The 12,969-nt window shown below is 66.3% G+C and carries 15 protein-coding genes and 1 tRNA gene; 13 read left to right on the top strand and 3 right to left on the bottom strand.

Annotated features, from left to right (window positions below; translation table 11 throughout):
* Nucleotides 1-42: 42 nt before the first annotated feature.
* From ACCQ09_RS20390 to ACCQ09_RS20350, 9 genes are all read left to right on the top strand, one after another.
* Nucleotides 43-618: an ankyrin repeat domain-containing protein gene (locus ACCQ09_RS20390; protein WP_011039020.1), complete on the top strand. Its 576-nt coding sequence runs from the start codon at nt 43-45 to the stop codon at nt 616-618.
* A 165-nt stretch (nt 619-783) separates the two neighbouring features.
* Nucleotides 784-951, top strand: a complete 168-nt coding sequence (locus ACCQ09_RS20385; protein ID WP_154727161.1) for a hypothetical protein — start codon at nt 784-786, stop codon at nt 949-951.
* A 149-nt stretch (nt 952-1,100) separates the two neighbouring features.
* On the top strand, nt 1,101-1,322 hold the full coding sequence (locus tag ACCQ09_RS20380; protein ID WP_014506215.1) for a hypothetical protein: 222 nt from the start codon (nt 1,101-1,103) through the stop codon (nt 1,320-1,322).
* 435 nt (nt 1,323-1,757) lie between these two features.
* Nucleotides 1,758-2,765 carry a tRNA dihydrouridine(20/20a) synthase DusA gene (dusA, locus tag ACCQ09_RS20375; RefSeq protein WP_228428221.1) on the top strand — a complete coding sequence of 336 codons (1,008 nt, stop codon included), beginning with the start codon at nt 1,758-1,760 and terminating at the stop codon, nt 2,763-2,765.
* Nucleotides 2,766-3,137: 372 nt separating this feature from the next.
* Complete coding sequence (locus tag ACCQ09_RS20370) at nt 3,138-3,458, top strand: hypothetical protein (protein WP_223648076.1); 321 nt, start codon at nt 3,138-3,140, stop codon at nt 3,456-3,458.
* Between the two features lie 72 nt (nt 3,459-3,530).
* A complete protein-coding gene (locus ACCQ09_RS20365) occupies nt 3,531-4,214 on the top strand; it encodes a response regulator transcription factor (RefSeq protein ID WP_002808458.1) in 684 nt (227 codons plus the stop codon).
* A 68-nt stretch (nt 4,215-4,282) separates the two neighbouring features.
* On the top strand, nt 4,283-5,653 hold the full coding sequence (locus ACCQ09_RS20360; RefSeq protein ID WP_197708571.1) for an ATP-binding protein: 1,371 nt from the start codon (nt 4,283-4,285) through the stop codon (nt 5,651-5,653).
* Nucleotides 5,654-5,764: 111 nt separating this feature from the next.
* A complete protein-coding gene (locus ACCQ09_RS20355; protein WP_011039014.1) occupies nt 5,765-7,354 on the top strand; it encodes a DUF1800 domain-containing protein in 1,590 nt (529 codons plus the stop codon).
* A 14-nt stretch (nt 7,355-7,368) separates the two neighbouring features.
* Nucleotides 7,369-8,556: a DUF1501 domain-containing protein gene (locus ACCQ09_RS20350; protein WP_040942018.1), complete on the top strand. Its 1,188-nt coding sequence runs from the start codon at nt 7,369-7,371 to the stop codon at nt 8,554-8,556.
* Nucleotides 8,557-8,673: 117 nt separating this feature from the next.
* On the opposite strand, the gene ACCQ09_RS20345 is transcribed toward ACCQ09_RS20350, so the two are convergent.
* Entirely contained in the window at nt 8,674-9,429 is a 756-nt protein-coding gene (locus ACCQ09_RS20345) for a M90 family metallopeptidase (protein WP_040942017.1), read from the bottom strand.
* Nucleotides 9,430-9,437: 8 nt separating this feature from the next.
* On the bottom strand, nt 9,438-9,752 hold the full coding sequence (locus ACCQ09_RS20340) for a hypothetical protein (RefSeq protein ID WP_040942016.1): 315 nt from the start codon (nt 9,750-9,752) through the stop codon (nt 9,438-9,440).
* A gap of 89 nt (nt 9,753-9,841) precedes the next feature.
* Between ACCQ09_RS20340 and birA the strand changes: the two genes are divergently transcribed.
* The 4 genes from birA to ACCQ09_RS20320 all read left to right on the top strand — a co-directional run bounded on the left by birA (nt 9,842) and on the right by ACCQ09_RS20320 (nt 12,437).
* Nucleotides 9,842-10,807 carry a bifunctional biotin--[acetyl-CoA-carboxylase] ligase/biotin operon repressor BirA gene (gene birA, locus ACCQ09_RS20335; RefSeq protein ID WP_011039011.1) on the top strand — a complete coding sequence of 322 codons (966 nt, stop codon included), beginning with the start codon at nt 9,842-9,844 and terminating at the stop codon, nt 10,805-10,807.
* Nucleotides 10,804-11,532 carry a type III pantothenate kinase gene (locus ACCQ09_RS20330; protein WP_011039010.1) on the top strand — a complete coding sequence of 243 codons (729 nt, stop codon included), beginning with the start codon at nt 10,804-10,806 and terminating at the stop codon, nt 11,530-11,532. The genes birA and ACCQ09_RS20330 overlap by 4 nt, the downstream gene beginning before the upstream one ends.
* Before the next feature lie 10 nt (nt 11,533-11,542).
* Nucleotides 11,543-12,328, top strand: a complete 786-nt coding sequence (locus ACCQ09_RS20325; RefSeq protein ID WP_011039009.1) for an SPOR domain-containing protein — start codon at nt 11,543-11,545, stop codon at nt 12,326-12,328.
* A gap of 33 nt (nt 12,329-12,361) precedes the next feature.
* Nucleotides 12,362-12,437, top strand: a tRNA-Thr gene (locus ACCQ09_RS20320).
* Between the two features lie 60 nt (nt 12,438-12,497).
* Here the strand turns inward: ACCQ09_RS20320 and ACCQ09_RS20315 are convergent.
* Nucleotides 12,498-12,887 (bottom strand): nuclear transport factor 2 family protein, encoded by a 390-nt coding sequence (locus ACCQ09_RS20315; protein WP_011039008.1) that lies wholly within the window; start codon nt 12,885-12,887, stop codon nt 12,498-12,500.
* Nucleotides 12,888-12,969 lie beyond the last annotated feature (82 nt).

The following is a 12,969-nucleotide window of genomic DNA, read 5'->3' as shown; positions in this document are numbered from 1 at the left end:
GGCGCCATGCCGCGGTGCCGTCCTTCGTTTCGGGAGAGCGAGATGCGCACTCTGTTGTTTCTAGCGTGGTCGGCGTTGGCCGTAACCGCCAACGCTGCCTCGCCGGCACCGGTCGCGGCCAAGGCGCCGACCGCGGCGGCAACGCCTGCACAGATCAAGACACAGCTGCAGACCTACTTCTTCGACGCCGCGCGTGAGGGGCGTCAGGACATGCTGGGCGAATTCATCCGCTCGCATTACGACCTCAATACGCGCGACGAAAAGGGTTACACCGCGTTGATCCTGGCCGCGTATCACGGCCAGGCCCCGGCAGTGGAGCAGTTGCTGCAGGCCGGTGCGGACCCGTGCGCGCAGGACAAGCGTGGCAATACCGCGCTGATGGGCGCGATCTTCAAGGGCGAGCTGGCCATCGCCAAACGGCTGATGCAGGCCGACTGCGCACCGGACCAGCGCAACAATGCCGGCCAGACCGCGGCGATGTACGCCGCGCTGTTCCAGCGCACCGACGTGCTCAAGGATCTCGCCGCCAAGGGAGCGGACCTGAGCATCAAGGATGCGCAGGGCAATGAAGTGACCAAGCTGCAACGCGGCGAATTCGCCACCGCGCCGGCACGCTGAAGGCGCAGCAGCGCTTCAGCGTGCGAGAGGGCGCTCGTTCGTGTGCTTGCCGAACGATCCCGCAGGCGGACTTCGGGGTTGGTGATGTCGTCCCGCCCCCGCAACACGCCAGGCGACAGCCAGGGATGAGGGTCCCTGCTGCTGGCTCCTCTTTGCACCGTTGCAATGATCTGGCGCTCCGGCATAGACATCCACGGTGGCGCGCAGCCCGTCGACCACCCCGATTTCCGCCGACCAAATCTCACCAGCAACACCGTCGGTTTTCCGCCGCACGTGCGTTGGAATGCCGACACGCGTGGTCGTTTTTCTGCGCTGCTGTCAGGGAATTTCTGACGCGCAAACCCTTGCACGCCAAGGGTTTGACATTTATCTGAGCGCTCGCTGACTTGCGAAAAAAGCGGCGATAAAAACCTCAAAAAATCCTTCAAGAAAGGTCGGCGAACGCCGATGCTGGAGCTATCGCACCCTGGAACACCCGGACCATGAAGCTCGATCCCTCCATCCCGTTTCTGATGTCCCTGCTGGCCATGGTGCTGTGCACCGCGACAGCTGTCGTGGCCCTGGTGTTCGGTCAGGTGCATCTGCTGGCCAAGTCGTGGAGCTTCTACACCGTGATGGGCACCGCCCTGATCACGCTGGTCGCCTCGTACCACGCACTCGGCAAGCCGCTCAGCGTTGAAGAACGCGCCAGCATCCGCAGCTAAGGCGGACGGTGATGGGGAGCGCCGCAGCGCTCACCCCAGTAGCGGACGAAAGAAGCTCCGCTCGTCACTGATGATGCACCGCGTGTGCTCGGCATACGCAAACGCCGCCAGGCACTCGGCGTCCTCTAGTGAAGCGCTCCGATAGCGCTCGTACGCGGCAAGCGACGCTGTTGTTCGCCCTTCGGACGGCAGCAAGTCGCCATGATGCTGGCCGCCACAGCGCGTCACCAGCGGGATCCACAAGCGCGCGTACTGTTCGAACTCGGCCAGCAGGTAGGGTCGATCACATAGCGCAGCGAACAGCTGATTCTCGAGCAGGGCCCGACAGCAAGGGGCGCCAGCATGCACGCCGCGCTGCCGCAGATTCAGCGCCTGCCGTGTAAGCTGTTGATCCTGCTCCGCATTCCAGGCCGCCGGTTGCGCGGCCCATCGTCGATGACTCTGCCCCCTCCCGCTGCGTACGCCGATTCCCTGCGCCTGTCCGTCGCCCCGATGATGGACTGGACCGACCGTCATTGTCGGGTCTTCCACCGGCTGCTGGCGCCGTCGGCGCGGCTGTACACGGAAATGGTGCACGCCAATGCGGTGATCCATGGCGATCGCCAGCGCCTGATCGGCTTCGATGCGGTCGAGCACCCGCTGGCCCTGCAACTGGGCGGGAGCGATCCTGCGTTGCTCGCCCAGGCGGCGCAGATCGCCCAGGCGTGGGGTTATGACGAGATCAATCTCAATTGCGGCTGCCCGTCCGATCGGGTGCAGGCCGGGCGCTTTGGCGCCTGCCTGATGCGCGAGCCGGCGCTGGTGGCGGATTGCGTCGCGGCCATGTGCGCGGCCACCGCCCTGCCGGTTACGTTCAAGTGCCGCCTGGGTGTGGACGACGATGACGACTACGCCGTGTTTGCCGGCTTCATCGACCAGGTGGTCGGCGCTGGCGCCGCCATGGTGGTGGTGCACGCGCGCAACGCCTGGCTCAAGGGCCTGTCGCCGAAAGAGAACCGCGAAGTCCCGCCGTTACGGTACGACTGGGCCTACCGCCTCAAGCAGGAGCGTCCGGCCTTGCCGGTGGTGCTCAATGGCGGCATCGCCAGCGTCGAGGCCTCCCTGGCACATCTGCAGCACACCGACGGAGTGATGCTGGGCCGGGCCGCCTATCACGACCCGTACGTGCTGCATCAGCTGGAGGCGGCCTTGTCCGGGCGCCCCGAGCGCGCGCGCGCAGACCTGCTGCAGGCCTACCAGCCCTACGTGCAGGCGCAACTGGATCAGGGGCTGGCCCTGAAGCACATGACCCGGCACATCCTCGGCTTGTTCCACGGGCAGCCCGGCGGCCGGGTGTTCCGCCAGGTGCTGAGCGAGGGCGCCCATCGCCCCGGCGCGGGTTGGGAGCTGGTGGAACAGGCGTCACAGCGCACCGACGATCAGGCGCGGCGTATTGCTGCCTGAACAGTCAGTACCTCCAAGACGAAAGTTCGGCCCGGTTTTTGCAATCTTTCGGGCATGGGCAGCTGCTGTACGGTTGAGGCATGCCAGCGGCATGCGCCATCGCGATTGCGCCAGCTATCCACTCCAGTCCTTTCCCGGAATTGCCGTCTAGATGTTCATTTCACTGAATGGCGTTAACACCGAGCTAAAAAGTTCAGATCGGATTCACCCCGAAAAATCAAGAATTTGGCTCGATTTCTGCGGCTGGCATTGGTGTGACACGGTGCCGGTTTCACGAATTTTGAATGTTTCTGAACAACCCGCTAGGATTCATCCGTGACCCAGCCCTTCCACACGTCCCGTCGTCTCGCCCTGGTGGCCCTCTGGGTTGCTGTGGTCGCGCCGTCCGCGTGGGGCCAGGGATATCCGATGGCGCAGGCCGGTCGCGAAGGCGTTGGCCCGCGCGACAGCCGCTCTTTCTCTGACACCATTCGCCGCGTGCAGCGGTCTACCGGTGGACAGATTCTTGGTGCGGAGAGTGTTCCGTTTGGCGATAGCCGGCTGACGCGCGTCAAGTACATGGACGAACGCGGCCGCGTGCATATCGTCTACCACCCCGAAGGCGGGCAAGGCGGACCACCGCCTGCCAATGCACGCAGCCCGGCACCATCTCCGTCCGACGCGCCGCCACCACCACGCGCCGATCACCAGTAAGCGCAGATACTTCTGCGTTCAGTGACATAAATCCCCTGGCCTGTGGCCACACAACGTAAGTAGGGAGAGTGCATGCGTATCCTTTTGGTCGAAGACGAAGCTCCGCTGCGCGAGACCCTTGCCGCGCGCCTGAAGCGCGAAGGCTTTGCTGTTGACGCTGCACAGGACGGCGAAGAAGGTCTCTACATGGGCCGTGAAGTGCCGTTCGATGTCGGCATCATCGACCTGGGCCTGCCCAAGATGTCGGGCATGGAACTGATCAAGGCGCTGCGCGACGAGGGCAAGAAATTCCCCGTGCTGATCCTGACTGCGCGTTCGAGCTGGCAGGACAAGGTCGAAGGCCTCAAGCAGGGTGCCGACGATTACCTGGTCAAGCCGTTCCACGTCGAAGAGTTGCTGGCGCGCGTCAATGCGCTGCTGCGTCGTGCGGCTGGCTGGAGCAAGCCGACCCTGGAATGCGGCCCGGTGGCCCTGGATCTTGCTGCGCAGACGGTGAGCGTCAACGGCGCCAATGTGGATCTGACCAGCTACGAGTACAAGGTGCTGGAATACCTGATGATGCATGCCGGCGAACTGGTCTCCAAGGCCGACCTCACCGAGCATATCTACCAGCAGGATTTCGACCGCGACTCCAACGTGCTGGAAGTGTTCATCGGTCGCCTGCGCAAGAAGCTTGACCCGGATGGTGAGTTGAAGCCGATCGAGACCGTGCGTGGTCGCGGCTACCGCTTCGCCATCCCGCGTACCGAAGGCTGAGTCAGCGCAGCGGCGATCGGCCAGTGTCGGGACGTTCCAAGTGGTATCGGCGCTGGCGGCCGCGCTCGTTGCAGGCCCGCCAGCTGTTGGCCGCCAGCCTCAGTCTGGTGGCCTTTCTGGCCTTGGCTGGCTACGCCCTCGACGTGGCGTTCGCCGACACCGCAGAGAAGAATCTGCGTGAGCGGCTGAAGAACTACGCCAACGCCTACACCTACAACATCGACTTCGTCCGCGATGGCTCGCTGTATCTCGGCGGCCAGCCGCCGGACCCGCGCTTCGACGTGCCGGGCGGCGGCCTGTATGTGGAAGTGGTGCGACCTGATGAAAGCTATACGTCCGTATCGGCCGAAGGGCCGAGCATTCCGCATGGGCGCATGCTGGAGCCGCGGCAGGAAGAATTCATCGGCCCGATGGAAATGACCCAGATCGACGGCAGCCCTGGGCAGGTCTATCGCTACGGTCTGGGCGTGAGCTATGTCGAGCGCGAGAACGGCGGCGAGATCCCGTACACCATTTATGTGATGGAAGATGCGCGCTCGATGGGCGCGCAGTTGCGCGTGTTCCGCGGCGCGGTGTGGTTCTACCTGGGCAGTGCCGGTGTGGTGCTGTTGGTGCTGCAGGCCTTCATCCTGCAGTGGAGCCTGCGCCCGCTGCGGCGAGTGATCAACGAGCTGACCAAGGTGCAGCGCGGCGAGATCCAACGCATGAGCGAACAGCATCCGCGCGAGCTCGAACCGCTGACCGAAAGCATCAACGCCTTCATCGAAAGTGAGCGCGACAACCTGGATCGCCAGCGCAACACGCTGGCCGATCTGGCGCATAGTTTGAAAACGCCGCTGGCGGTGCTGCGCACCCAATTGGACAGCGGCGCCTCCGAGCGCGATCTGCACGAAGAAATGGACGTGCAACTGCGCCGCATGAATGATCTGGTGTCCTACCAGTTGGCGCGCGCTGCTTCCAGCGGCCACAAGCTGTTTGCCGCGCCATTGCCGATCGAGCCGACCGCCGAGGAAATCGTGCGTGGCCTGGAAAAGGTCTACGCGGCCAAGGGCGTGTTGTGCGAATTCGATATTTCGCCCGATGCGCGTTTCCACGGCGAGCCTGGTGACTTGCAGGAGCTGTTGGGCAACCTGCTGGAGAACGGCTTCAAGTGGGCGCGCAGCCGCGTGCTGCTGACCGCGCAGCCGGGCCCGACCACGGGCAGCCGCCGCGCCGGCATGATTCTGTCGGTGGAAGACGATGGCCCCGGCATTGCGCCGGAAGATGTGGCCAAGATCCTGCAGCGCGGTGTGCGTGGCGATGAGCGTGTGCAGGGCCATGGCATCGGCATGTCGATCGTGCAGGACCTGATCAAGGCCTACCGCGGCGAGCTGCAGGTGCTGCGCTCGCAGGAGTTGGGCGGCGCACGCTTCGAAGTCACCCTGCCGCCAGGCTTGTAACTGACACCCACGGTCGCATGAACCCGTTGCGACTGCCGCGCGGCGCACCGACAACCGTTTAACGCCTCACGCGTTGCCTTGACCATACTGGGCCGGTATTCGGCCGCCACGATGGAGAGCGACGCCATGCAGAGTGAAGCTGCCACGTCCGCGCGGGTGATACGCGGCCGCGATTGGGTTGGCGTTTTTGCCGCGGGCTGGCTGCTTGTCTGCAGCGCGGTGGCCACCGCCGCGCCGGCGCCGACACCGCAGCAATTGCAATGGCTGCAGCGCGCTACCTACGGTGCCAGTGCGGAGAACGTGGCGCAGTTGCTGCGGCTGGGCCAGGCGCGTTACAGCGCGGCCCTGCTGCAAGCCAGCGACGATGCAGCGTTGCCTGCACCGGTGCGCGCGCAGCTGCAGCAGTTCGATGCATTGCATACCCCGCTCGACACCTTGCTGGTGCAATACGAGGCCGACAAGGCGCGTTTGCAGGCGATGCCCGATGGCGATGACAAGGTGGCCGCGAGCAAACAGTGGCGCGCGCGCGGTGGGCAGATGCTCACCCAGGCGCGCCAGGCGCAATTATTGCGCGCGGTGTATGCGCCGGATCAGATGCGCGAGCAACTGGTGTGGTTCTGGCTCAATCATTTCAGCGTGTATGCCGACAAGGGCCGCGTGAAGTGGATGGCCGCCGATTACATGGAAACCGCCATCCGCCCCAATGCCACCGGTAAGTTCGCCGATCTGGTGATGGCCACGCTGCAGAGCCCGGCGATGCTGGAGTATCTGGATAACGCCAAGAATGCCAAGGGCAAGGTCAACGAGAACTACGCGCGTGAGCTGATGGAGCTGCATACGCTCGGCGTGGATGGCGGCTACACGCAGCAGGATGTGCAGCAGCTGGCCTTGATACTCACTGGCGCCGGCCTGGTGCAGGTCAAACGCGAGGGCCTGGTGCCGCCGCCCGCAAAGGATCAAGCACAGGTCGTGCGCAAGGGGCTGTTCGAATTCAACCCGGCCCGTCATCAGCCCGGCGACAAGACCTTGCTGGGTCAGCGCATTGCCGGTGGCGGCCTGGATGAGATCGAGCGGGCTGTGCAACTGCTGGTGCGGCAGCCGGCGTGTGCGCAGTTCATCTCGCACAAGCTCGCCGAATACTTCGTCAGCGACAAGCCGCCTGCGGCGTTGGTGAAGCGCATGGCCGCCACGTTCCAGCGCAGCGACGGCGACATCGCCCAAGTAATGCAGACCATGCTCGCCGCACCGGAATTTGCCACTGCGCAACCGCGCAAATTCAAGGACCCGAATCGTCTGGTGGTGTCGGCGATGCGGCTTGCCTACGACGGGGAAGTCATCACCAATGCCGCGCCGATGGTGAGCTGGGTGCAGCAACTCGGTGAGCCGTTGTTCGGACGGATCACGCCGGATGGATGGTCGCTGCAATCGCAGGCCTGGACCAGTTCCGGGCAGCTGGCGCGTCGCTTCGAAGTGGCACGCACGCTGGGCAGCGCGCCGGTGCAATTGTTTCAACGTGACGATGTGCCGCAAGAGCTGAGCAACGCGCGCAAACCACCAATAACGCGCATCGATGCGCGCCCCGCATACCGCTGGCTGCAACCGTCGCTGTCGGTGCAGACGCGCCAGGCGCTGGAGCAGGCGTGCACGCCGCAGGAGTGGAATGGGTTCTTGCTGTCTTCGCCGGATTTCAACTATCGCTGAGCGGGGGTGCACCGATGCAACGACGTCAATTTTTGCTGGCCTCCGCTGCCGCTGCGAGTCTGCCGTGGAGCGGCCGCCTGTTTGCTGCCCCACGCGACAGCGCCCGCATGCTGGTGGTGTTCCTGCGCGGCGGCTACGACAGCAACAATCTGTTGGTGCCGCATGGCAGCGATTTCTACTACCAGGCGCGTCCGACGCTGGCGATCGCCCGGCCAGACACCAACAATCCGCGCAGCGCGTTGGCACTGGATGCGCAGTGGGGTCTCAACCCGGTGGTGGGCGAGTCATTGCTGCCGCTGTGGCAACGCAAGCAACTGGCGTTCGTGCCGTTCGCCGGTACCGATGATCTGTCGCGCAGCCATTTCGAAACCCAGGACGATATCGAATCCGGCCAGGTGGCCACGCAGCGCCGCGATTACCGCTCCGGCTTCATGGCGCGATTGTCGGGTGTGCTCAGCGGCGTGCCGGCGATCGCTTTTACCGATTCCTTGCCGCTGACGTTCCAGGGCGCCGGCGATCTGCCGAATGTCTCGCTCAAGGGCATTGGCAAGCGCGGCCTTGATGACCGCCAGGCGCAGATCCTGGCGCAGATGTATGGCGCCACGCCGTTGGCCGCGGCCGCGCGCGATGGCCTGGCGTTGCGGCAGCAGGTGACCACCCAACTGCGCGAGGAAATGGAACAGGCCGGCCGCGGTGCGGCCAGCGCACGCACCTTTGCCGACGAGACCCGGCGCATGGCGACCTTGATGCGCGACCGCTACCGGCTGGGATTTGTGGATGTTGGTGGATGGGACACGCATGCCAACCAGGGCAGCGTCGAAGGTGGGCTGGCCAATAACCTGCGCAACCTCGGGCAGGGCCTGGCCGCCTATGCGGACGCGCTGGGACCGGCATGGCAGGACACCGTGGTGGTGGTGATTTCCGAGTTCGGGCGCACCTTCCGCGAAAACGGCAGCAAGGGCACCGATCATGGCCACGGCACCGCGTACTGGGTGCTGGGCGGCGCCGTGCATGGCGGGCGCATCGCCGGCGAGCAGGTCGCGGTGGCGCAGGCGCAACTGCTGCAGAACCGCGATTACCCGGTACTCAACAACTACCGCGACCTGTTTGGTGGCCTGTTGGGCCGGCTGTGGGGGCTATCGCCATCGCAGCTGGAGCGGGTATTCCCCGGCGCCAGGCCGCGCAATCTTGGGCTGGTCTAAGGCAGCAAACCAATGCAGTCACGATGATGCAGAACCTGCGGCACGGCGTATCAGGTGCGCGTGCGTTGCCGGCACTGCGGCAGTGATCGCAAGCGATGCCGTGGCCGTCGTGTTACTTCAGTTTGGCGGCGTGTGCGCGAACGGCGAGGCGCCGTAGAAGCGGGTCAGATGTGCGGCCACGCGCGGCATCTCGCGTGCGATCACCTGCGGTGCGGAGAAGTGATACTCACTGAGCACGGCGAAGAATTCTTCGGGCGCTTCGGTGGCATACGGGTCGATGTCGGTCTGCGTGCCGGCGTCCACCTGGCGGCAGAACGCGGTATAGGCCTGCTGGAAATCGCGTGCCCAGTCGCGGTACTGCGCTGCCGGCAGCGGCGGCGTGCCGTCGAGCGCGCCATCCAGTGCATCGAGCTTGTGCGCCATCTCGTGCACCACCACGTTGAAGCCAGCGGTGGGGTCGGCCAGATCGGCCTGCACATCGGCCCAACTGACGATCAGCGGGCCATGCTCCCAGGCCTCGCCGATCAGGGTGTCGTCCCACGCATGCATGACGCCGGCCGCATCCATGTGGGTGCGCTGCACGCGAAAGGCATCCGGATACACGATCAATTGCGACCAGCCGCGCCAGCCGGCGGCGCCGATGTTCAACAGCGGCAGGCAACAGGTGGCCGCCAGCAGCACGGCATCGTGCGGGGTCAGGGTCAGCCCATGCACCGGCGAAATGGTCTTTTGCTGCAGGAATTGCGTGGTCAGTGCGCGCAGGCGGTGTTGCCGCGGCGGATCGAGCGCGGCAACCCAGGCGCACTCTGTGCAGACCGCCTGCCACAGTACATCGTCAAGGGCAGCAGGTGGCCGGCGTAGCCAGCGCAACACCCACTGGATCAGCGGAACATGCCCGGCAGGAAGCTGTGCCAGCGCGGCATCATGCGCATGCGTGGGAACAACGCATCGCCTTCGCCACCACCGCCATTGGAGGCGGGTGCAGGCTTGTGGGCTGGTGCGCGCGACGCGGCGGGTGCCTCGCCATTTGGCGTTCTGCCGCGTGCTGCCGAGTTGCTGCTGACGCAGCTCTCATGATCGCCGTCGGCCAGCTGGTCCGTTGCCAGAGCGGCGAGCGGAGCCAACAACAAGAGCAGGCAGAGCGTGAGTCGGCGCATCGTCCACATCCAGGGCAAGCGGCGTAAGTCCCCGATCATAACGTGGTTTTCACCCCATCACGCAAGCCGCGCTGGGCGCCTGGGGGAGCTTGGCGCATAATTTCAAGGATCGATTTGGGGACCTTGCCGTGGACGACCGCGCGTTGCTGGCCAAACTTGCGACTGGCCGGCTCTCCGGCGACACGCTGGCGCGCGAGGCCGGGCTGACCCGCGCCGCGGTGTGGAAGCGCATTCAGAACCTGCGCGCGGCCGGGGTTGCGATCGACGGCCAGGCCGGCGAGGGCTACCAGCTTGCGGCGCCGCTGGACCTGCTCGACGCCCAGCGCATCCGCGCCGCCCTGCAAGCCGATGCCGCCGCCGGGCTGGCGGCGCTGGAGCTGGCCTGGACCGTGGACTCCACCAACACCAGCCTGCTGGCGCGGCCAGCGCCCGAGCAGGGCGTGGCGGTGCTGTTGGCCGAGCGGCAGACCGGCGGGCGCGGTCGCCGGGGCCGGCAATGGGCTTCGCCGTTGGGCGCGCACCTGTACCTGTCGGCATCGCGTCGCTTCAGTGGTGGGCTCGGGCAGCTGGCCGGGTTGAGCCTGGCGGTCGGGGTGGCGGTGGCCGAGGCCTTGCGCGGCTGCGGGTTCAACGAAGTTGGGCTGAAGTGGCCCAACGACCTGCTGGCCCGCGGGCGCAAGCTCGGCGGCCTGTTGATCGAAGGCGGCGGTGAGATGGCCGGCAATGCGCGCGCGGTGATCGGGCTGGGGTTGAATGTGCACATGCCGCCGGCTGCGGCTGCCAGCATCGACCAGCCCTGGGTAGACCTGGATACCCTGGCCGGCCGGCCGGTGTCGCGCGACCAGATGGTGGCGGCCGTGCTGTCCGGGCTGATCCCGGCGCTGGCGTTGTTCGAGGCGCAGGGGCTGGCCCCGTTCCTGAGCCGCTATGCCGCGCTGGACCTGCTGAGCGGGCGCGCGGTGCAGGTGGAGGAAGCCGGCAGCCTGCACCGCGGCACCGCGCTTGGCCTGGCGGCCGATGGCGCGCTGCGTGTGCAGATCGGCAGCGATGTGCGCCTGTTCCACTCCGGAGAAGTGAGCGTGAGACCTGCATGAGTGAGTGGCTGTTCGACCTGGGTAATTCGCGTTTCAAATACGCGCCGCTGGACGGCACTCGCGCCGGCGATGTGCAGGCCTGGGCGCACGGGGCCGAGGCAATGGATACCGCCGCGTTGTCGGCGCTGCCGTCGGGCAAGGTTGCGCACGTGGCCAGCGTGGCCGCCGCGGGCCTGACCGAGCGCGTGCTGGCCAGCCTGCGCACGCGCTTTGAGCAGGTGCGGGTGGTGCGCACCGCCGCTGCCTGTGCCGGCGTGCGGATTGCCTATGCCGACCCGAGCCGGTTCGGGGTGGACCGCTTCCTGGCCCTGCTCGGCGCGCGCGGTGATGCGCCGGTGCTGGTGGCCGGGGTCGGCACCGCGCTGACCATCGACGTGCTGGGCGCAGACGGCCAGCATCACGGCGGGCGGATCGCTGCCTCGCCGACCACAATGCGCGAGGCGCTGCATGCGCGCGCCGTGCAGCTACCGCCCACCGGCGGCGCCTATGCCGAACTGGCCAACGACACCGACGATGCGCTGACCTCCGGCTGCGATGGCGCGGCGGTGGCCTTGATCGAACGCAGCCTGCAACACGCCGCGCGCACCCTTGGCATGCCGGTGTGCTTGCTGGTGCACGGCGGTGGCGCGCCGCCGTTGCTGCCGTTGCTGCCCACGGCCGAGTTCCGCGCCGCGCTGGTGCTGGACGGCCTGGCGACCTGGGCGACGCATTCGGCCGCGCCGTAGAATCGGCCGCATGTACGTACGCGCACTCATCGTTGTCCTGATCATCCTCAACGCCGGCGTGGCGTTGTGGTGGGCACTGCAACCGGCGGCTGTCCCGCCGGCGGCGCCGTCGCAACCGGCAGGTGTGGCGCGGCTGGAGCTGCTGCCCACGCCGCCCACCGCTGCCGCGCCCGCCGTTGCCACGGTGGCGCCAGCAGCAGCGCCCGTGCCGCCCCCGGCGGCCCCTGCAGCGCAGCCGGCTGTCGCAGCGGTGGACAACACTCCACCGCCCACGCCGGCGGCAACCGCCGCTGTCACCCCAGCGGCGGTTGCCGCAAGCCCGCCGCCCGCCGTTGCCGCACCCGCCGAGCGCTGTACCAGCCTGGGGCCGTATGCGGCGCGTGCCGAAGCCGATGCGGCCTTGCCCGCACTGCGCGGGCAGGCCAGCCGGACCAGCGTGCGCGAGGACAAGGATGCGGGAGTGAGTACCTTTCGGGTAATGCTGCCGAATGTCGGCGACCGCGCCGCGGCGCAGGCGCTGGTCAAGCGCATTGCTGCGGCCGGAATCGGCGATTACTACGTCATTGCCCAGGGGGAGGACAACAGCATCGCGCTGGGGCAGTACCAGAGCCGTGAGCGTGCAGAGCGGCGCCAGGCCAGCCTGGTCAGCGCCGGCTTTCCCGCGCAACTGGTGCCCAGTGGCACCGGCCAGTCACGCTGGTGGATCGACGTGCGCAGCAGTGCGTCGGTGTCCAGCCTGCAGCGCAGTGCGGGCGCGAGCCGGCAACGATCGCTAGACTGCACCGCGCTGCGCTAGAATGCCCACCGGCGCGCAACGCGCTTGGCCTTTGCCGGCATAGCTCAGTTGGTAGAGCAACCGCCTTGTAAGCGGTAGGTCCCCAGTTCGAATCCGGGTGCCGGCACCATAAGGTCTTTCGCTGCATCCCGGAAACGTCCATGTCTCCAGGCATTGGCCGCGCTGTGGTTCAGCGTCCCCAGAAGGCATCTTCCTGGGTTTGATCGGCCGAGAACAGCCGGACTTCGACGATCTTGCCGTCTTCGATGCGCAGCAGGTCCACGCCCGCTTGCTTGAGCGTGACGCCGTTGGCCTGGCCGGAAAATTCCAGGGTGATGGCCACCCAGTCGCCACTGGCCATGTAGTCGTCTGCACGGCTGATGGCGAAGGTGCCGTTGGAGACCTCCATCATCTTGCCCAACATCGGCCCGACGACAGCCATGCCGCGGTGGGTGCCGGAGAACTGATGGTTACCCGGCTGGTGCCAGATCACGTCGGGCGAAATGATGCTGCCCAGCGTTGCGTGGTCACCGGTCTGGATTGCGGTGATGTAGGACTTGGCGATGTCGATGGTGTTCATGGTGCTTTCCTTGGTTGGTTGAAATGTCGGAGCGTAAGGTTTGACGGCGCTTCTGCCCGGCTGGCCGATCTGTCGTGGGAGA

This window comes from Xanthomonas sp. NCPPB 2586 (genome assembly GCF_041475775.2).
Classification (GTDB): Bacteria; Pseudomonadota; Gammaproteobacteria; order Xanthomonadales; family Xanthomonadaceae; genus Xanthomonas; species Xanthomonas campestris.
This window is presented reverse-complemented; position numbering and strand designations above follow the sequence as displayed.